Genomic DNA, 18,741 nt, shown 5'->3' on the forward strand with positions numbered 1-18,741 from the left:
GTCCTCCCGACAGCGCCGCCCCGTCCCCGGTCCGATGTCCCTCGGCGCCCGGGAGATCGTCCCGGCCGACCCGGGTCCCATGACCGATCCGGCCCCGACCCGGCACGTGGTCCGCTCGAGGTCCCACCACCCACCCGCGTGCCCGCGAGGCACGCCACCCGAAGGAGACACCATGCGACGCCTCATCACGACCCTCGTCGCGGCCACCGCCCTGACCGTCGGCTCGGCGGGAGCTGCCGCCGCCGGCGCCCTGCACGACTTCTGGCCGGAGGACTACGACGCCGTCGAGCACTTCGCCGCCGGCGAGGGTTTCTGCGTCCCCTGGGCAGGGAGCTTCCGCGAGGTCCGGACCGGCGGCTACCGGGTCGTCACGCCGCCCGGTGGGCGCCAGACCGGCGAGCTGCACATCAACGGCGTCATCCACGGCCTCGTGGAGCTCGTCCCCGACGACGCTTCCCTGCCCACCTACAGCGGGACCTACCGCGAGAAGGTCAACGCGGTCGCGACCGAGTTCACCCCGGAGGGCGACGTCCTGCGCGTCGGGCAGTACCGCCTCAAGACGTCGCTGTCCGGCACCGACGGGTCGAGCCTCGACCTGCACCTCGCCGGCAAGGTGACCGTGAACGCGAACGGCGTGACCACGGTGAGCCGCGACGTCTTCACCTGCTCCTGACCAGACCCCGGCCGGGTCAGCGGCGGACGATGACCGTGCCCGCGGCCGCGTCGTGGAAGCCGCGGCCGTGGCGGTCGGTGAGCAGCGCCGGGACGAAGAGGCACAGCAGCCCGGTCCGGACGAGGACCTGGAGCGTGAACGACCCGGGGCGGATCTGCAGCACCTGCAGGCCCATGAGTGCCTGCCCCGGCGTGGCGGCGAACGCCGTGATGGCGAGGACGTTGAGGACCGCGAGGACGCCGAGCGGCACGAACGCCTGCGCTCCCCCGGCGCCCAGCTCGGCACCGAAGGCGAGCGCCGACAGCAGCTGCACGAGCACCCAGTCGACGAGCAGCCCGACGGCGCGACGCCACAGCGGAGCCATCGACCCGGGACCGGCGGCCGGCATACCGAGCTGCTGGCCGGCATACTCCTGCGGTTCCGTCGTGCTCACAGCAGGACTGTATGCCGTGTGCCCGAGACGGCCCGACGCGGGTCAGTGGGCCTCTGGCAGGCTGTAACACCGGTGAAACATCCGGGTCATGGACGAGAAACCGGTGCCCTCTAGGGTCGGTGCCATGCCCGGGGCACCGCCCCGATCACCCCAGCCAAGGAGAGACCCACGTGTTCAGCTCTGCTGACGAGGTCCTGTCGTTCATCAAGGACGAGGACGTCAAGTTCGTCGACATTCGCTTCTGCGACCTGCCCGGAGTCATGCAGCACTTCAACGTGCCCGCCGAGACGGTCGACGCGGACTTCTTCACCAACGGTCAGGCGTTCGACGGGTCCTCGATCCGCGGGTTCCAGGCCATCCACGAGTCCGACATGAAGCTCATCCCCGACGTGAGCTCGGCGTACCTCGACCCGTTCCGCGAGCACAAGACGCTCATCATGAACTTCTCGATCGTCGACCCGTTCACCGACGAGCCGTACAGCCGCGACCCGCGCAACATCGCCGCGAAGGCCGAGGCCTACCTCAAGTCGACCGGCATCGCCGACACCGCGTTCTTCGGCGCCGAGGCCGAGTTCTACGTCTTCGACGACGTCCGCTTCGAGACCAAGGCGAACGCGTCCTACTACTACGTCGACTCGATCGAGGCGGCCTGGAACACCGGGCGCGTCGAGGAGGGTGGCAACAAGGGCTACAAGACCCGCTACAAGGGCGGCTACTTCCCCGTCCCGCCGGTCGACCACTTCGCCGACATGCGCGACAACATCTGCCTCAACCTCGACAAGGTCGGCATCAACGTCGAGCGCAGCCACCACGAGGTCGGCACCGCCGGCCAGCAGGAGATCAACTACCGCTTCGGCACGCTGCTCCAGTCCGGCGACGACATGATGAAGTTCAAGTACGTCGTCAAGAACACGGTGTGGCAGGGCGGCAAGACCGCGACGTTCATGCCGAAGCCGATCTTCGGTGACAACGGCTCGGGCATGCACACCCACCAGTCGCTCTGGAAGGACGGCGAGCCCCTCTTCTACGACGAGCGCGGCTACGGCGGCCTGTCCGACCTCGCCCGTTGGTACATCGGTGGCCTGCTCAAGCACGCCCCCGCGGTGCTCGCCTTCACCAACCCGACGGTGAACTCCTACCACCGCCTGGTCCCGGGCTACGAGGCGCCGGTCAACCTCGTCTACTCGGCACGCAACCGCTCCGCCTGCGTCCGCATCCCGATCGCCGGCGACTCCCCCAAGGCCAAGCGCATCGAGTTCCGCATCCCGGACCCGTCCTGCAACCCGTACCTCGCGTTCGCCGCGCAGCTCATGGCCGGCCTCGACGGGATCAAGAACCGCATCGAGCCCCCGGAGCCGGTGGACAAGGACCTGTACGAGCTCCCCCCGGAGGAGCACGAGGCCATCGAGCAGGTCCCCGGCTCGCTGCCGGCCGTGCTCGAGGCACTCCAGGCCGACCACGAGTTCCTGCTCGAGGGCGACGTCTTCACGCAGGACCTCATCGACACGTGGATCGAGTGGAAGACCAAGAACGAGGTCGACCCGATCCGCTTCCGTCCGCACCCGCACGAGTTCGAGATGTACTTCGACATCTGAGCAAAGCCGCAGGTCAGAGGCCTAGGCCTCCCCAGTAGTCCTTGACGAGTCCTCACGAGCATTCAGCGCCACCGCCACGGCGGCTCGTGAGGACTCGTCGGCGTCCGGCCACAGGTGGCCGTAGGTGTTGAGCGTCGTGGTCGCGGTTGCGTGGCGGAGCCTGGTCTGGACCACCTTGACGTCGAGCCCAGAAGCGATCAACAACGACGCGAGGTAGTGCCGCAGGTCGTGGAACCGGAAGCCCTCCGGGAGCCCAGGAACCTGTCCTCTCCTTGCGCGGATCGCCCGCTCGATCGCGTACGGAGTCGTCGCCCGCCCGTCCTCGGTCGTGACGACCGTGGTGCCGCCGTATGCCGCATGGTTCGCCGACAACAGCAGCGCCAGCTCCGATGGCATCGGCACCGCCGTCATGCTCATCTCGGACTTCAGGGGCATGTCCGGGTACTGGATCTGCGGTTTGACCACACCTCGCATGTAGTCCACGTCCTGCACTCGAAGCGCTGCCGCCTCGGACACCCGCAGACCGATAAACGCACCGAGCAGGACGGCGACGCGCAGGTGCGCCGGCATGACGTCGTGGAGGGCCCACACCTGTTCGGTCGTCGCGACATGTGGCCGCTGCCTCGGCTGCGGAGGTGAGGTTCGCCTCGAGCACGGCGACTTCTGAAGGATCCCGTCGTGAACGGCATCGCTCATGATCTGAGCGAACCTGCGGTACGTCGCGTAAGTCGTCGAGGGCGCATACCGCTCCCCCAGCGCCACCGTCCAAGCCTTCACGTCCGACGGCTTTACCGCGGAGAGCGGAGTGGACCCAAAGTGGGCCTTGATCACCTTCACGTGCACGGCAGCCTGCCGCACGGTGGACTTCCGTCGAGTCCCATACCCGACGAGCCACGAGTCGCACCAGTCAGACACGGTGGTCCGCGCCACCCTCGGATCCACATAGTTGCCCGTCACGAGCGAGGCGGTCACCTCATCGATCCAGCTCTTGGCATCGACCTTGCGCCTGAAATGACGAGCGTGCTGGCGACCCGCCGCGTCGTAGTAGCGCGCACGCCAGACCCCACCGGGTCGCTTCTCGATGTTGGCCATCTTTACAGTCCTTCTGGTGTGCCATGCGGCTGGTTGGCGCGATCTACTCAGCGACCACAGTCATCGGAGATCTGCTGCATCAGACAGATTGCGGAGGCATCGAACCTTGCCACCATGGCTCCAAGGCCGGCGAGTGGCGACGCACCGTGAAGCCACGGCAGCAGTCTGAGGTTGACGACCTCGCCCTTCAACTATCCCCTTGCATAGTTCGAGTCGCAATACGCATGCCCCGAGGTCGCATGGGTCTGTCGCACCCGATTTCGGTGACCGGTGTGCTAGCCGGCGGCATTCGCGCCGCCGCGCCCCAAGTCCACCGCCCCTGAGGACTGCTGGTCCAGCCACGCTACGACCTCCGTGCGCCAGTAGCGAACGCACCGTCCGACCCTGAAACTGCGAGGCCCCGTCCCGAGGTGGCGCCAGTAGCGCAGCGTTGCGACCGGTACCCGGACCAGAGCGGCTACTTCCTGCAAAGTGAGTAGCTCGTCATCGGCGTGAGTAGATGCACGCTGAATTGAGTGGGGTTGGGAAGTGCTCACTATGAACTCTCCTTCGTGGCGCGCCAGCCACCTATTGCCGACGACAGCATCCTGTCGACCTAAAGCGTTGAACCGAGCCGATGTGGTCACCCAACGACGCGTACAACCAGATATGCCCCAGATCAAGTCCGAGCGAGGGTACGGCCATGTCACGCGATGGCATCTCGCGAAGACCTCGGCGCCCGCCGTGTGCGGCATGTCGTCCGACAGCGCCACCCCGCGCCCGGCCTAGAATCACCCCATGGTTTCAAGGACAGATCTGAGTAGGCGCTTACTGCGTCTGCTGGTCGTCCTCCTTTGTGCCGCCGGAGCATCGTGGGGTTTCGCCGCGGGTGCCCACGCGACAACTCATTCGCTCGTCGGCTCGGCAACCGCGAACCACCACCACTCGCCTAGCAGCCACGCGCCGCACGGGCTCGATGAGGGCAGTCAGGCCCGTACGGCCACTCGCAAGTACACCGCGGTTGGCGAGCAACTGGCCCCTCTTCGTCCTGCATGGGCCGACTTACGATCGATGGTCAACCAACTAGGTTGCTCGTCTACCGCTGCCGAGCTGTGGACAACCCGCGCCGTCTACGAAGGTGCTCCGGAACGGCTATGCGTCCATAGGACGTAAATCGGCTCTGCCCCGGCAGCGTCCGCGGTAGCCGTGTACGTCTTGGGCTTCGGCTTCAGTGCCCAGCACGTCCTGTCGCTGCTGCGGCTGCCCTCGCGCCTTCTAGGTGTACAAACCGACCGTGGACGCTGAGTGTTCTCTCGGTTGTGGTCACGTCGGTGCAGTGCTTTGAGCCCTACTCGACCAGGAGTGCGGTGGGCGCCATGGCCGCTCGCCCCCAGCCGCTGCAGCACCGGCGCCCAAGGGGCGCTGACGCTGTTCATCGGGCCTCGGTTAGAGAACCCTTCGCCGTCAACCATTTAGATGCGCGCCGTCGCCGCGCCATCGAGCACAACTGGCGCGGCCGCCCGTCCGCACCCCCTATGTGTCTGGAGCATGGATTATGACCGAGGCCCGCGCGTCAGCGACTCCCCGCCTACCCCACACTCACAGCGCTGGGCGACTTGACGCTGTTGACGCTGCCCGGGCTGTGGCTCTCATCGGCATGATGATGATCAATCTTGGCACCGTGCGTTCCGACGGCTGGTTCAACAAGGTGTGGACGCTGCCCTTCGGTCGGGCGTCCATCCTGTTCGTGGTCCTTGCAGGCGTCGGGATGTCGCTGTTCCTGGCCTCACGACAGCACCACTCGGGCCGGTGGCCGGTGTTGCTGTGGAGGGCACTGATTTTCCTTGTTGGCGGCCTCGCACTCCAGGTTCTGACCCCCGCGGTCAGCGTCATCCTGCCCACCTACGGAGTGCTGTTCCTGGGTGCGCTGCTGTGGAGACGCCTCTCCGACCGTGCCTTGGCCGCCGTCACGCTCCTGATGCTCCTCGTGGGCCCGGTCATCGTGCTGGCCGACCAGATCCCTGGCGAGCACAAGACCCGGATGCCGACGCTGGGTGAGACACCGAGCACGATCCTGCACTCGCTCTTCCTGTCTGGCGCGTACCCCCTGCTTGTCTGGGTGGTGCCGTTCCTAGCTGGAATGTGGCTCGGCCGCCGAAACCTCCGGGACCGGACCTTTCAGCGGCGCATGCTGATCCTCGGCGCTGCCGTCGCAGTAGTTGCGTTCGTTACGGGCCAGATGTCCGCGATGATCCTCGGCGCACGAGCCGACTTCGGATGGAGGCGCCTGCTCACCGGCGCAGCCCACGGCCAGATGCCCCTGTGGTTGGTCAGCAGCATCGGCAGCGCCACATTCGTCATCGGTGGTGCTTTGTACTTCTGGCCCAAGATTTCACAGTGGGCGCTGCCCCTGGCGCACGTCGGCCAGCTCGCCTTTACGCTCTACGTCATCCATTTCTTCGTCATCGCCGCGATGGGCGGACGGATCGAGTCGCGGGCTGTGGGCGTCCCGGTGACAATCGGGCTGGTCCTCAGCTTCACCGCCTTTGCCACCCTGTGGGTGCGTCGCTGGGGTGTCGGCCCGCTGGAACGGATACTGCGCGCCGCTTGGCTCGCCAACATCGCGAAAGGACGCGCATGAACTCCCACAACACGTCAGTCCCTCACGCTCGGCCGAGCCGACGTCAGGCAATCACTGGGCTCTTCGCCACAGGTTTGCTCGTCGGCGGGTGCACGAACGGAACAGATGAACCGTCTTCCGCGACGGCGGCCTCCTCACGTGACCAACGGTCCCCACGTCCCCCGGCGTTGGGAGCGCATGGGGCCAACACCGGTCACCCCCTGGCCACCGAGGCGGCCATGGCCGTCCTGGGCCGTGGCGGCAACGCCGTCGATGCCGCAATCGCTGCAGCCTTCGCCGACGCCGTCATGCAGCCCGCGTCCTCGGGCATCGGCGGGGGCGGGGTCAGCATCGTCGCCCGCGGGGACGAGCAGGCCAACCACGACTACCGCGAGGTGGTCGCCCAGTCGGGCGAGGTGCCCGAGAGCGGCGTGGGGACACCTGGGTTTGTCGCGGGTATGGCCGACCTCCACCGGCGCTACGGGACACAGAAGTGGGCCGACCTGCTCGAACCGGCGATCGCCATTGCCGAGAACGGCGGTCCGGTCTCGGCCTACCTCGCGGAGACGCTCGCTACCGTCCGCGGCCGCCGAGTGGTCCGCGACCTCAAGCACTTCCACCGCAGCGACGGCAGCATTCTGCGTCGCGGTGACACCTTGGTGCAGAAGGACCTCGCCGCGACGATGCGTGTGCTGGCAAACGAGGGCGCCAACGCCGTCTACGACGGTTCCCTGACACGGCATTTCACTGAGGTGCCGGGGCTCGACGCTGCATCACTCAAGGCATACAAGATCCAACACTCCACGCCCGCCAGTGGCCGCCTCGGCGATTTCACGTTTCTCTCGGGGGCGCCCGCCCTTCCGGGGGGCGCGATTATCCAAATGGCGCAGATCGCCGAAGCCCTGGGTATCGGCGACGTGGACCCGGACTCCCCAGAATTCATTGACATGCAGTCCCGCGGATGGCAGGTGGCCGAGCGCTCGGTGCATCGCTGGTTTGGCGACCCGGACTTCGTCGACGTGCCGCTCGATGACATCACCGAGCAAGCTCGAAATGCGGCGCTCGCCAAGACCCTCAAACGGGAGCCCCGCGCCAGGACCGGCCCGGACAACTCCGGCGACCCGAACACCACCCACATCTCCGTCGTCGACGACGACGGCATGGCGGTCTCCATGACCAACACCATCACGAGCTACTGGGGCTCGGAGACCTACACCGGCGGCTTCTTCCTCAACGACCAGCTAGGGCGCTTCAACCTCATCGGCAACGGGACGGCGAACCGCCCGCAGCCGGGACGCCGGTCGGTGACGTGGAGCTCCCCGTCCATGGTCCTGGGAAGTGACGGGCGCCCGGCCCTCGTGATCGGCGCTCCCGGAGGCAGCCAGATCCCCAACACCACCGCTTCCGTGGTGCTGAGGTGGGCGTTGCTCGGCCAACGACTGGAGGCAGCGGTTCCGGCACCCCGGTTCAAGCTGGACAACGGGTTGATGCGTCTGGAGTCCGGCGAGCATGTGGCGGCCCTGCAGAAGCTCGACTACCGCACTCGCGTCATGCCCAAGTCGTACCGCGCGTCCTGGGGATCGGTCCAAGCACTTGCCGTCGACTGGGATGCCCGTGCAGTGACCGGCATCGCTGACACGAGGCGTTCGGCAGGGGTCGCCGTCTCCAGCTGACCCCTGACCTCATCCGGGCTTCGCTGAGCACTTCCGCCACCAGCGCCCACGCTGCAAGCATTAGTCGGGGCCGCACATGTTGGCGTCCTCTCAGCACATCGGCGGTGTGCTGACCCCGGCGCGGTTTCGACGCGCGCCGTTGGCGCTCACGGCACACGACCGAGTGGTCGGACTGCGCCTCCGCCGAACGAGGCTGCGAGACCACTGGCGAATGTGTCGAAGCGCTCCCCGCCGGGTGAACCACCGAGGACCAGGTGATGCGGGGAGCTCTTCCTCCATGCGTGGGGGTTGGCCTGCCCCTGGCCGGCTGCAGCGTTCGCGGTGGCCTCGGCCCAAATGGAGAATGGTGCACTGATCGTCCATCGTCCGGCATGGCCCCCGCGGCCATGACCACACCGCCGTAAGAGCACGGTTGCAGCCGCCCGGCGTGACCATCACTGGTTCGGGAGACTGCTCAACCTATGCCTTGGATGACGAGCCTGGGCGCTGAAGCGGGTGCGAAGGTCTTGCGTTTAGAACATAAACGAGGGGTCTGGTGGACGGACGCGGATAGTCAGGCGAGCTCTCAGGGTCGTGAGTCCCCTCACCAAGGGTCAGCGGCCGCTGAGGCCTGCTTGGCGGCATAGAAGACGAGGTGGTACTTACCGATCTGCACCTCGTCGCCGGTCTGCAGGACCGACTCGTCGATCCGCTCACGGTTGACGTAGGTGCCGTTGAGGGAGCCGACGTCCTTGACGACGAACCGGCCCCCGGTGCGCTCGAACGTCGCGTGCTTGCGCGACACCGTCACGTCGTCGAGGAAGATGTCGCTCTCGGGGTGGCGCCCCGAGGTGACCCGGTCGTCGTCGAGCAGGAAGCGTGCCCCGGTGTTGGGGCCGCGCAGCACGACGAGCAGGGCTGTGTCGGGACGGAGCGTCTCGACGGTGGCCTGGTCGGCCCGGGTGAGGACGTGCTCGCTCTCGTGGACGACGTCGGAGCGTTCGAGCCCCTCGACCGCAGGGATGTGCATCGTCGTCGACGACTCCGGCTCGCGGTCCGGGATCTGACGACTGCGGTCACTCATCAGTGCGGCTCCTTGTGTCTGAACACGAGCGTCTGGACCACTCACGCTAGATGGTCGGTCGAGGGATGAACAGGCGACTGCCGTGCAGGCGTTGACAAATCCCGGAGGTAGTACAGCAATAGCCCACCGTGGTGTCGGTGGGCCATTGCTACTGACGAAGCGTCAAGGTATTGCCGAGATCAGGGGTCAGTTGTCGACCTTGAGGACACCGCAGACGGCCGGATCGGTCGCCTCGGCGGGCAGGTTCGGGTCGAGCTCGCTGGCACCCGCACCCTCGAAGTCGTAGACGCCGTTGCCGTTGTAGTCGACCCCGTGGATGACCAGAACGCCTTCACCCTCGCGGATGGAGTCGGCGATCTGCTTGGCGGTGCCGCCGCCGCCGGTGTAGCCGGTGCCGGCGACGCGGGTGAACTTGATGTTGTCGCGGCTGTAGTGGTACGAGCCGTTGTCGGAGACCGGGAACCGGGTGACGTCCAGGAAACTGGCGGGCGTGGTGTCACCGGAGGTGTTGAGCGAGACGACGACCGGTCCGTATGCCGGGATGCCTTCGACGGTGTTGAGGCGCCCGTCGTTGTTGTCGTCCTGGGCTAGGGTCGGGCATTCGTTGAGGGCCTCTTGGCCGTAGTGGATGTGCTGGGCGTGCGGGGCGTCGGGAGTCAGGCCGTGGGCGTGCACGTCGATCTTCTGGATGCGCTGGTTGCGCACCGTGGCGGTGGCGGTGCCGGACGCACCGGAGTTGTTGAGTTCGTCGAGCTGCGCGCTGAGGGACACGGTCCTGTCGGCGCCGTTGCCCGCCGGGCTCGGGTGGGCCGAGGCTGAGCTCGTGCCGAGGGACGCCGCCGCGACGAGCGCGAGTACTGAGGTACCGAGGAAAGCTGTGGTGCTTCGCGTCATGATTCGCTCCTGGGAGAAGGGTGACCAAGGAGGCGATCTCGGTGGTCCCAAGCAGTTCGGAGCCGCACGCCGAACGGATTGGGAAGCCGCCACTTCTGCGGTCAGGGGGACGCCTTGAGTCCATCGCGGCTGGGCGCCTGGCACCGTCCACCGCGCTAGGACCCATGCGCAATCGAGGCGGGAACAACAGACAACGAAGTGGTTGTTCCGGATCGGAAGGTTGAGCAGACGCGGGACGCCGCCGATTCGCCTCACCGGTTCTGGTGGGAGCGACCCCACCTCATTTGCTGATGGTGGTGAACCGCGTTCCGTCCTTTGAGCCGAGCACGTCCTGTTCGGTCACAACGAGGATTTCAAGGCCTGCCTTGGTCACGCTGGCGCTCATCGCTTGCGGAGGAGGGACGCTTGCCCCGGTCAATCGCCATGTCTGGGCGCCGTCGCTACTCATCGCTACTGCCCCGTCGGGGGTGACGCCCGCGACCGTTCGCGCGTCACCCCATGCAACCTGCAGCAGCGGCGGTGCATTCGCGATCGGCGCCCATGTGACTCCCTGGTCCTTGGACGCCATCAGCCCGGTCTGGGTGGTCGCGAGAACGGTCTCGCCCTCTGGGTCGGAGGAGAGCGTTCGTGGTTCTCCCGACAGGGCGCCAGTTGACCAGGCTCGGTGGTCACTTGTGCGGCGGAGCTGTCCGTCGAATGCGATGAGGGTGTCACCGGCTTGCGTGAGGGTGTGGAAGTCCGACTGTCCCCCGCGCGAGAGAACTGTCCAGCTCTTGCCGCTGTCGGTGCTCTCGATGAGCCCCATGGGCTGAGGAAGGTCGCGGACCATGTTGGGGTGGCCCGAGGCGTAGTAGTGACCTGGACCGACAATGGTGAACCCCATGAGGTCGACGATGGGGCCCACTCTGGTGGGGCCGTCGGCGCCGTACCGGAAGAGGCCTTCGTGCGTCGCCAGCAGAAGCGCACCGTCCCCAGGGTCTCGACCGACCCCATGGACGTGCGCCGACGGTAGCGCGGCCCCGGTGGCGCCAACCGACACGGTTGGCGCCTGGTCTGCTTCGTCGCTGGCCTCCGCCGAACACCCCGCGAGTATCACCAGCGAGCTAGCCGCCGCAACTATCGCGCGGGTGCCATGGTGTGCCGGCCAGCGCATCGGAGCCTTTCGGGTGGAGGTCGTCGGTGTGCGTGCTGGCGGGTTGTCAGAGGAGGGCCTTCATGGTGGCGATCTCCTTGTTCTGCCCATCGACGATGGCCTGGGCCATCTCCTTGACCTCAGGGTTGCTGGTCGTCTTGAGAACGTCCTGCGCCATATCGACGGCTCCCTCGTGGTGCTCGATCATCATCGTGAGCCACATCTCGTCAAACGCCGGACCACGGGCTGCGGACAGGTCCTTCATGTCTCCGTCGTCCATCATGCCGCCACCGCCGCCGTGTCCCCCATGACCTTGCTCCGCCGTCATGGGCGCCTTCCACTCCTCGAGCCATTTCGTCATGGTCTCGATCTCAGGACCCTGCGCCGCCTTGATCTGCTCTGCCAGTTCCGTCACCTTCGGGGAAGCGTCCTTCTGAAGAGCCTGGTCCGCCATCTCGACGGCCTGCTTGTGGTGCGGGATCATCATCTGCGCGAACATGACGTCGCCCTTCTGGCCAGCGTCAGCTGCCTCGGACGTGCTCGACGTCGTGGAGCTCGTCCCATCGCTCGTTCCGGTCACGGCGTCGTCCGTCCCGCAGGCGCTGAGCGTGAGCACGGTCGTGATGCCGAGCCCGGCAAGGATGGGGTAGCGGTTGTTGAGGTGCACGAGAGTTTGCTCCTTGAGTTGCGTTTTCGATCGCGGTGGTGCGCACCCGGCAAAGGGGAAGTCAGGTGCGCACCGGTGTCCAGCATGCGGTGCGACGATGAGGCTCTGATCTGAATTTCCTGAAGGTTTAATGAAGATGGCCTTGGGTCGGCTGATCGGCACTACGACTGATCGGATTCGCGTCAGCCGCCGGGGTGGGCGACGGGCTCGGCTGCATGTTGTGTGGGTTCAAGGCGTGCCGCCGTCTGCGGTGCCGCGGGGAGGCGGAGCCGCTTGAGCAGCAGAGCGTTGACGGCGACGATGACGCTGGACCCGGACATCGAGAGGGCCGCGATCTCGGGCCGCAGGACGAGGCCCAGCGACGGCTCGAAGACGCCGGCCGCGATGGGCAGCGCGATGACGTTGTAGCCGACGGCCCAGCCGAGGTTCTGGCGCATCTTGCGCAGGGTGCCGCGGCCGACTCTCAGCGCGATGGGCACGTCGAGCGGGTCCGAACGCATGAGCACGAGGTCGGCCGTCTCGATGGCGACGTCGGTGCCGGCGCCGATGGCGATGCCGAGGTCCGCCTGGGCCAGGGCGGGGGCGTCGTTGACGCCGTCGCCGACCATGGCGACCTTCCTGCCCTGGGCCTGGAGCTCGGCGACCTTCGCGGCCTTGTCGCCCGGGAGCACCTCGGCGATGACGGTGTCGATCCCGAGCTGGCCGGCGATGCGCTCTGCGGTGGCCTGGTTGTCGCCACTGAGCATGACGACCTCGGTGCCGAGCTCGTGCAGCTCGCGGATCGCCTGCTCGGACGTTTCGCGGACCGCGTCGGCCAGGGCGATGACGCCCGCGCCGCGCCCGTCCACGCCGATGAGCACCGCGGTGCGGCCGCTGGCGGCGAGCTCCTCGCGTCGGGCCAGCAGCGGACCGGCGTCGATGCCCTCCTGGGTCATGAGCTTGCGGTTGCCGACGACGACACGGTGGCCGTCGACGTCCGCCACGGCCCCGTGGCCGGGGACGTTGCGGAAGCCCGAGGCGACGGGAGGCGCGATGCCCCGCTCCACGGCATACGCGACGATGGCGCCCGCCAAGGGGTGCTCGGACTCGCGCTCGACGGCGCTGACCAGACGCAGCAGCTCGTCCTCGCCGGTGCCGTCGGCGACGACGACGTCGGTGACCTCGGGCTCACCCTTGGTGAGGGTGCCGGTCTTGTCGAGCACGACGGTGTCGATGCGGGCTGCGGACTCCAGGGCGGTGGCGTTCTTGAACAGCACGCCGCGTTGGGCACCGAGCCCGGTGCCGACCATGATCGCGGTCGGGGTGGCCAGGCCGAGGGCGTCGGGGCAGGTGATGACCACGACCGTGATGGCGAAGAGCAGGGCGACCTGCACGGGTGCGCCGACGGCCAGCCACACGAGGAAGGTCCCGACGCCGCCGACGAGGGCGACGAGGACGAGCCAGAACGCGGCGCGGTCGGCGAGCCGCTGTCCGGGGGCCTTGGAGTTCTGGGCCTCCTGCACCAGCTGGACGATCTGGGCGAGCGCCGTGTCGGAGCCGACCTTGGTGGCCCGGACCCGCAGGGTGCCCGTGGTGTTGATCGAGGCGCCGATCACCTCGGAGCCTGGGGACTTGCCGACCGGCATGCTCTCGCCGGTGACCATCGACTCGTCGACCTCGGAGATGCCGTCCTCGACCGTGCCGTCCACGGGCACCTTGCCACCCGGTCGGATCAGCACGAGGTCGCCGACGACGACCTCGGCGGTGGGGATTTCGACCTCTTGGTCCCCCCGCAAAACCGTGGCCTTGGGCGGTGCCAGGTCCAGGAGGGCGCGGATCGCGTCGTTGGCGCCGCCGCGGGCCCGCATCTCGAACCAGTGCCCGAGGAGCACGAACGTGGTCAGGACCGCGGCGGCTTCGTAGAAGACCTCACCGCCGCCGGTGACGGTGACGCCGACGCTGTAGAGCCAGCCGGCGGCGACCGCGACGGCGACCAGCACCATCATGTCGAGCGTGCGGTTGCGCAGCGCCCGCCAGGCGCCGTCGAAGAAGATCCAAGCGGAGTAGAACACGACCGGCAGGCTGAGAATCAGGGCGAACACGTCGTCGCGCAGCCCGAACGGCGCGCGCACCGTGAATCCGAACATGTCCCGGCCCATGGGCGACCACAGGGTGATCCCCGCGGCGAGCACCAGTGCCACGAGGAAGCGGTTCCGCATGTCACGGACCATGCTCTCCATCGACATGCCGGCGTGCCCACCGTGTCCCATCAACTCGTGAGGTGAATGAACGCTGGGCACACCAGCTGCGTCGTGGGCATGCCGTGCGTCCCCCTGAGGTCCCTCGGTCACCTTGGCCTTTGCGCGCCTCTCAACCTCGTGTTCCTCGGCGTGGTGGCTGTGAGGGTCGGAGTGAGCCGCGCGGGGTGGCGATGGCTCGTCCACCGGTTCGCAGAGATGGTTGGGCACGGACCGGCCCGAGCAGTGGTAGCCGCAGTCGCGAACCCACCCCGCAAGCTCCGCCACCGACGTGACCCCGGGGTCGTACGTCACGGTGGCGGTCTGGTTCGCGGCGTTTGCCTCGACTGCCTCAACGCCGTGCCGACGAGTCAGTGTGGACTCGATGGCTCGGGCAGAGGTGGCCCAGTGCAGGCCTCCCAGCTGCAGGACGGTCTTCTGACTCATGACAACGCATCTCCGTGGATCGGCTCGAAACTCAGTGTCAGATAGGAGGAACATTATACCCACTGGGGGTATTCCGCTCAACCCCGGTGCCCGGGCAGGGGCAACATCATCGCGGCCAGCATGCCCACGCCCAGGAGCGCGTAGGCAATGGCACCCGAGCCCCACACACCGGTTCCCACCAGCGCAAACACAATGAACAGCATCAGAGTGGAGCAGGCCAGCAACATCTGAGCGTGGTCCTCACTATGACTGGAGGAGTCACCTAGCGGCTGGCGGTCAGGCTTGTCCGTCAGATAGTCGGATGTCGGCTTCATTCTGGGCGTGTCTTCATACCAACCGAAGAGACGACGTTGGTCCTCCGGCGTGGTAGTGCGCCTTCGCCCCTCCGGTGATGCCGCAACATGGCCCAGCATCCCGTACGGCGGGCAATGGCCCGTGGCGCCAGTGACGACCAGATCGAGACCAGCAAGGCCAAGCAGAGCACTGAGGACCACTGCTGCGACGGAGCTTTCGTCCCGGAAGAGCCCCACTGCCGACACGACAGCCATTAGGCCTAGAACCACTCTTGCGATGCGTTCAGTGGGGGTGATGTTCACCCAGGATCTTTCGATGCCCATGTCGTCCTTCCCTTTCCATCTCCACGGTGGTCGACCGAAGTAGAGGTAGCAGCGGGCCCTTTATGAAGGTTTGCTGAAGGCTCCACGTGTGGGGCCTCGTGCGGCCCGTGAAGTTGGGCCAGGGCTCGGCGCTTCAGTCGAGGCGCTGTCGGCGGTGATCGGCTGGCTCGACGACAAGAGCCGAGACAAGGAACACGGCTGTGAAGACAGCTATCGCGACGGCCGGTGCACGCCACGTTGTGACAGTGCGTTGCCCACTGCCCAGCGTCGACAGCGTCGAAATCGACCTCGACGCGATGCAGCGCGGCTGCGCCTTTTCGCCTTGACCCATTCGGTGCAGCGCTAGCTGGTCACGCGCAGCAACTCGTCGGTTTGTCGCGGAATAGGCCGACGCAGATGCGCAGTGCTCGCTCATCGTCAGGTACGGCGCCCACGTGTCCGCGAGCTGATCCACGGTTACGCCGTACTCGATCGCGTAGGTCGCAGCGAGCATCACGTCCCTGGCGCCGTCGACCGCGGCGTGGGCGCCCATGAACGTTTCTGGTGCCGGTGTCCATGACGAGATTGAGGAAGCCGCAGGTGTCACGGTCGATCAGGGCCCGTGGGACGTCCTGCGTGCTTAGGATCCGGCAGTCGTAGCCGGCGGCCAGCGCTTGCTCTTCTTGACAGCCTTGCGATGGCGAGCTGCGGAGTCGTGAACGTCACTGGCGGCAGCGCCCGGTAGTCGACTGTGGTGGGCTGGCCGAGGGCTCCAGACGCCGCAGCGCGCCCGGTCTGCGCCGCCAGGTAGGCGTGCTGCGCGGCGCCGGACATGTCATTGGCGGCGTAGACCCGCGGGTTGCTGGTGGCCTGATCCCGGTCGACCGTGACGAATCCACGATCGTCGGTGCTGATTCCGGCGGCATCCAGCCCGAGGCCGTCGGTCTTCGCGCGCCGACCGGTCGCTATCAGCAGTCGTTGTCCGGTCAGCCCGTGGCCGAGTTCAGTTCGGACCAGAGCGTCGCCGATGGCGGTGCGTTCCACAGGGGCGGCGCGCTCCTCGACGACGGTGATGCCATCGTGCCGAACACCCTGCGGAGCACGTCGGCGACCTCTGGCTCAGCGTGCGACGCCAACCGTCCGATGACCGTGACGTGCAAACCTAGGTGGGCCCAGAGCTGAGCCTGCTTTAGACCGACCTAGCCGTCGCCGACGATCACCACCCCCCTGGCAGGTCCTGCGGCTTCATCGCGGTCGTGCTGGTCAGCGGCACGCTGGCAACGGCGTGCACGCCGGACTGCTAGGGCCCAGCGTCATCATCATCAACAAGGCATGCGAGCAGCACAGATAGGGCGAACACGCGTCCGCGTGCCTGGTACCTGCCCAGTTGGTCCGCGAACTCAAGACCCGCTGGGTCGAGTGAGTCCACCGCCCTGGCGTAAGTTCGCGCTCCGTTGGCCGCTACCAAAAGCAAGACCTAAAGCACAGGAGGGCCGCTCACATGCGACGGTCCGAGGCTTCGTTCCAGGTGTAAGGCACAGCAGTCGGGGAGTTCGGAGTGCAGAATCGCCAAGGTTGAGCGGGCCTTCTCGAGGAAGCTGTGGGTTGCGGCGACGACGTACCGGCTTGGATGTTCGCGCCAAACAGCCTCGATGCGGCCATCGATGACGGCAGCCGCGTCCGCTGACTCGACCCGAAGTGGGTTCACGTGGTTGTAACCCTGGTCTTGCGCGGGCGTTCGTAGGTGGATCACGGCGTCGTATCGGCGGAGCTCGTTCCCCGGCGACTCCCCCACCGCGGTCCAGAAATCGTTGACAGGTCCCGGCCAATACGCCACGCCGTCCAGCGTTCCGCGGTCGCAGAGCACGATCGCCGGTCGATGGAGCTCACCGGTGACTTCCAGCTCGCGTTGCACATGGAATATCGCCCGTTGAGCCGCACGTCGGAACGCATCACCGTTCTCCCGGGGAAACCCACCACCGAAGACAACGCTGGCGGCCTCGGGAAGGATGCGAACATGACGACACATGGTGCGGCGGACCATTTCGAGCAGGGCCGTCTTGCCAGCACCGGGTCCGCCCGTCAAGACGATCCGCTTCGGCCTGTGGGCCGTAGAGCAGCCACACTCCGGTTGCAGGTGATCCTCAGTCATGACCGGCTTTCGTTTCGGGCATGGAGACACGACTCTTCTTCAGAAGCGCGAGCAGTGCCAGGGCTGGGTCGCTGAGCTGAGCGTGACGAAGCACGGGCCACGCGGCGCTGAGGTACTCCTCGAGGAACAACACCACGTGGCTCATCGGGATCACCAGCATTGCTCCCTGCTGGCCGGCTTGACCGCGCCCGCCGAAGGCGACCGTGCGCACGTGATGACCAGCGGCGCTGACCGCGTGGCCACGTAGTACCAGTTCACGGGCGAGCCCGCTGGCCTCCTCAACGCCACAGCACCCGAAGCGTGCCAAGGCCACCGCCATCACCTCGGGCTGCCGGAGGGCAGGGTTCAGCCTAGCCCGCCCCTCTTTCACCTCCCCTACGATCATGTCCGGAATCACGGATGAGGGATGCAAAGCCACATCGACGGGCATCCGATACACGCTCTCACGGCCTGCGCCACCATGGACCAGCTCATGGCCGGCGCCCGCGAACCGGTAGGCCAGGACGTCTAGGTCTGTCACGGCGAAGGGCTCCCCGGAACCCAACACATCCATGACCGGGTACTCCGTCACCGTGAAGTACCCGTTGACGTGCAAGTAGGCCTGAACCAGTGCCACGCCTTGGTTCATGGTTCCCCCCGGTCCTGAGCTGGATCCCACAGCGCCTCACTGGTAGCGCTGATGGCGCGCGAGCGGACACGTTCTCTGGGACGCCGTCGGGCGAGTTGAGCAAGCCGAGTAGGTGATTACTGAACACATTGCGAGTATCGCCACACTGTATGGAGATCCGGTGTCGCGGCGATGAAGATCCGGCCCCGTCTGCCACGGCGCCGAATGGGTGAGCTCGCGCCAACGCCTTCGCGACCTTCGTCAAGCCTTCAGCTACGGCGGCACAAGCCACAGCGCTGCTCACGGACTTCGAAGGCCCCTGATCGGGGCCACCCACGATGTCGGACTGCACAGGAAGGGACGACCGGTGCTGAGCACGCCGGGAACCTTCTTTCACCTCGTCGGCGCACTACACCCCCGCCTCCCCATCCGGCTGGCCCCGAGTGTCATAGCGGCTGCGCCCGGCCCGCCCAGCTCCAACGCCGCCCCCTATCCCGGTGCACCGTGCGCGTCAACTCCTCTTCCCCCTGCCCGACCTATCCCGTGCAACCAGTCAAGGCCGGCAGATCATGGTCGCGATCTCACTGGAGGTCACGCTTGCCGCCGCGGCGTGCTCCCCTTGCGCTGCTGCCCCCGGTCGTCGGCGACCACGTGCTCGGCGTCACCAGCGTCGTCGTCCTCGGGCTCAGCCTCTCCGCTAGCACGTGCGGCGTTGGCAAAAGCGTGGGCGGGTAGACAATTGGTCAGGCTGTACCTGTCCTCCGGTAGGCCCATCTGCGAGCCGTCCGCCCCGTGCGGGCGGCTCGCCTTGTCGGCCCGGCAGCGTCAGCCTTGGAATGCACGGAGAAGAGGCCCGCAACCGGTGCCCGAGTGAAGGAGATGAATATGCCGGTCATGTCTAA

At 66.8% G+C, this 18,741-nt stretch carries 17 protein-coding genes; 4 read left to right on the plus strand and 13 right to left on the minus strand.

The window, feature by feature from the left end; translation table 11 throughout:
• Positions 1 to 172 precede the first annotated feature (172 nt).
• The gene (locus AC3EU2_RS18190) at positions 173 to 673 is read left to right on the plus strand and encodes a hypothetical protein (protein ID WP_488177677.1); all 501 of its coding nucleotides are present in this window, start codon (positions 173 to 175) and stop codon (positions 671 to 673) included.
• Between the two features lie 16 nt (positions 674 to 689).
• Here AC3EU2_RS18190 and AC3EU2_RS18195 read toward each other — a convergent pair whose 3' ends face one another.
• Positions 690 to 1,106 (minus strand): RDD family protein, encoded by a 417-nt coding sequence (locus tag AC3EU2_RS18195; protein ID WP_488177678.1) that lies wholly within the window; start codon positions 1,104 to 1,106, stop codon positions 690 to 692.
• Between the two features lie 170 nt (positions 1,107 to 1,276).
• Here AC3EU2_RS18195 and glnA point away from each other — a divergent pair, with 170 nt between their 5' ends.
• Entirely contained in the window at positions 1,277 to 2,701 is a 1,425-nt protein-coding gene (gene glnA / locus AC3EU2_RS18200; protein WP_488177679.1) for a type I glutamate--ammonia ligase, read from the plus strand.
• A 21-nt stretch (positions 2,702 to 2,722) separates the two neighbouring features.
• On the opposite strand, the gene AC3EU2_RS18205 is transcribed toward glnA, so the two are convergent.
• Together AC3EU2_RS18205 and AC3EU2_RS18210 are read right to left on the minus strand one after the other, a co-directional pair.
• Positions 2,723 to 3,793 carry a tyrosine-type recombinase/integrase gene (locus tag AC3EU2_RS18205; RefSeq protein ID WP_488177680.1) on the minus strand — a complete coding sequence of 357 codons (1,071 nt, stop codon included), beginning with the start codon at positions 3,791 to 3,793 and terminating at the stop codon, positions 2,723 to 2,725.
• Positions 3,794 to 4,068: 275 nt separating this feature from the next.
• A complete protein-coding gene (locus AC3EU2_RS18210; protein WP_488179515.1) occupies positions 4,069 to 4,527 on the minus strand; it encodes a helix-turn-helix transcriptional regulator in 459 nt (152 codons plus the stop codon).
• 887 nt (positions 4,528 to 5,414) lie between these two features.
• Between AC3EU2_RS18210 and AC3EU2_RS18215 the strand changes: the two genes are divergently transcribed.
• Together AC3EU2_RS18215 and AC3EU2_RS18220 are read left to right on the plus strand one after the other, a co-directional pair.
• Positions 5,415 to 6,413: a DUF418 domain-containing protein gene (locus tag AC3EU2_RS18215; protein ID WP_488177681.1), complete on the plus strand. Its 999-nt coding sequence runs from the start codon at positions 5,415 to 5,417 to the stop codon at positions 6,411 to 6,413.
• The gene (locus AC3EU2_RS18220; RefSeq protein ID WP_488177682.1) at positions 6,410 to 8,065 is read left to right on the plus strand and encodes a gamma-glutamyltransferase; all 1,656 of its coding nucleotides are present in this window, start codon (positions 6,410 to 6,412) and stop codon (positions 8,063 to 8,065) included. The genes AC3EU2_RS18215 and AC3EU2_RS18220 overlap by 4 nt, the downstream gene beginning before the upstream one ends.
• Before the next feature lie 583 nt (positions 8,066 to 8,648).
• Here the strand turns inward: AC3EU2_RS18220 and AC3EU2_RS18225 are convergent.
• From AC3EU2_RS18225 to AC3EU2_RS18270, 10 genes are all read right to left on the minus strand, one after another.
• The gene (locus tag AC3EU2_RS18225; protein ID WP_488177683.1) at positions 8,649 to 9,128 is read right to left on the minus strand and encodes an FHA domain-containing protein; all 480 of its coding nucleotides are present in this window, start codon (positions 9,126 to 9,128) and stop codon (positions 8,649 to 8,651) included.
• 186 nt (positions 9,129 to 9,314) lie between these two features.
• A complete protein-coding gene (locus tag AC3EU2_RS18230) occupies positions 9,315 to 10,022 on the minus strand; it encodes a hypothetical protein (protein ID WP_488177684.1) in 708 nt (235 codons plus the stop codon).
• A 280-nt stretch (positions 10,023 to 10,302) separates the two neighbouring features.
• A complete protein-coding gene (locus AC3EU2_RS18235; RefSeq protein WP_488177685.1) occupies positions 10,303 to 11,175 on the minus strand; it encodes a F510_1955 family glycosylhydrolase in 873 nt (290 codons plus the stop codon).
• Between the two features lie 46 nt (positions 11,176 to 11,221).
• Entirely contained in the window at positions 11,222 to 11,821 is a 600-nt protein-coding gene (locus tag AC3EU2_RS18240; RefSeq protein ID WP_488177686.1) for a DUF305 domain-containing protein, read from the minus strand.
• Between the two features lie 182 nt (positions 11,822 to 12,003).
• A complete protein-coding gene (locus AC3EU2_RS18245) occupies positions 12,004 to 14,484 on the minus strand; it encodes a heavy metal translocating P-type ATPase (RefSeq protein ID WP_488177687.1) in 2,481 nt (826 codons plus the stop codon).
• Positions 14,485 to 14,561: 77 nt separating this feature from the next.
• Positions 14,562 to 15,080 (minus strand): YgaP family membrane protein, encoded by a 519-nt coding sequence (locus AC3EU2_RS18250; RefSeq protein WP_488177688.1) that lies wholly within the window; start codon positions 15,078 to 15,080, stop codon positions 14,562 to 14,564.
• Positions 15,081 to 15,234: 154 nt separating this feature from the next.
• Positions 15,235 to 15,633 carry a hypothetical protein gene (locus tag AC3EU2_RS18255; protein ID WP_488177689.1) on the minus strand — a complete coding sequence of 133 codons (399 nt, stop codon included), beginning with the start codon at positions 15,631 to 15,633 and terminating at the stop codon, positions 15,235 to 15,237.
• Between the two features lie 50 nt (positions 15,634 to 15,683).
• Positions 15,684 to 16,124: an FAD-dependent oxidoreductase gene (locus AC3EU2_RS18260; protein WP_488177690.1), complete on the minus strand. Its 441-nt coding sequence runs from the start codon at positions 16,122 to 16,124 to the stop codon at positions 15,684 to 15,686.
• A gap of 433 nt (positions 16,125 to 16,557) precedes the next feature.
• Positions 16,558 to 17,232, minus strand: a complete 675-nt coding sequence (locus AC3EU2_RS18265) for an ATP/GTP-binding protein (protein WP_488177691.1) — start codon at positions 17,230 to 17,232, stop codon at positions 16,558 to 16,560.
• Complete coding sequence (locus AC3EU2_RS18270) at positions 17,225 to 17,848, minus strand: hypothetical protein (protein ID WP_488177692.1); 624 nt, start codon at positions 17,846 to 17,848, stop codon at positions 17,225 to 17,227. The genes AC3EU2_RS18265 and AC3EU2_RS18270 overlap by 8 nt, the downstream gene beginning before the upstream one ends.
• Positions 17,849 to 18,741 lie beyond the last annotated feature (893 nt).

It is taken from the genome of Knoellia sp. B-D-2 (assembly GCF_057714695.1).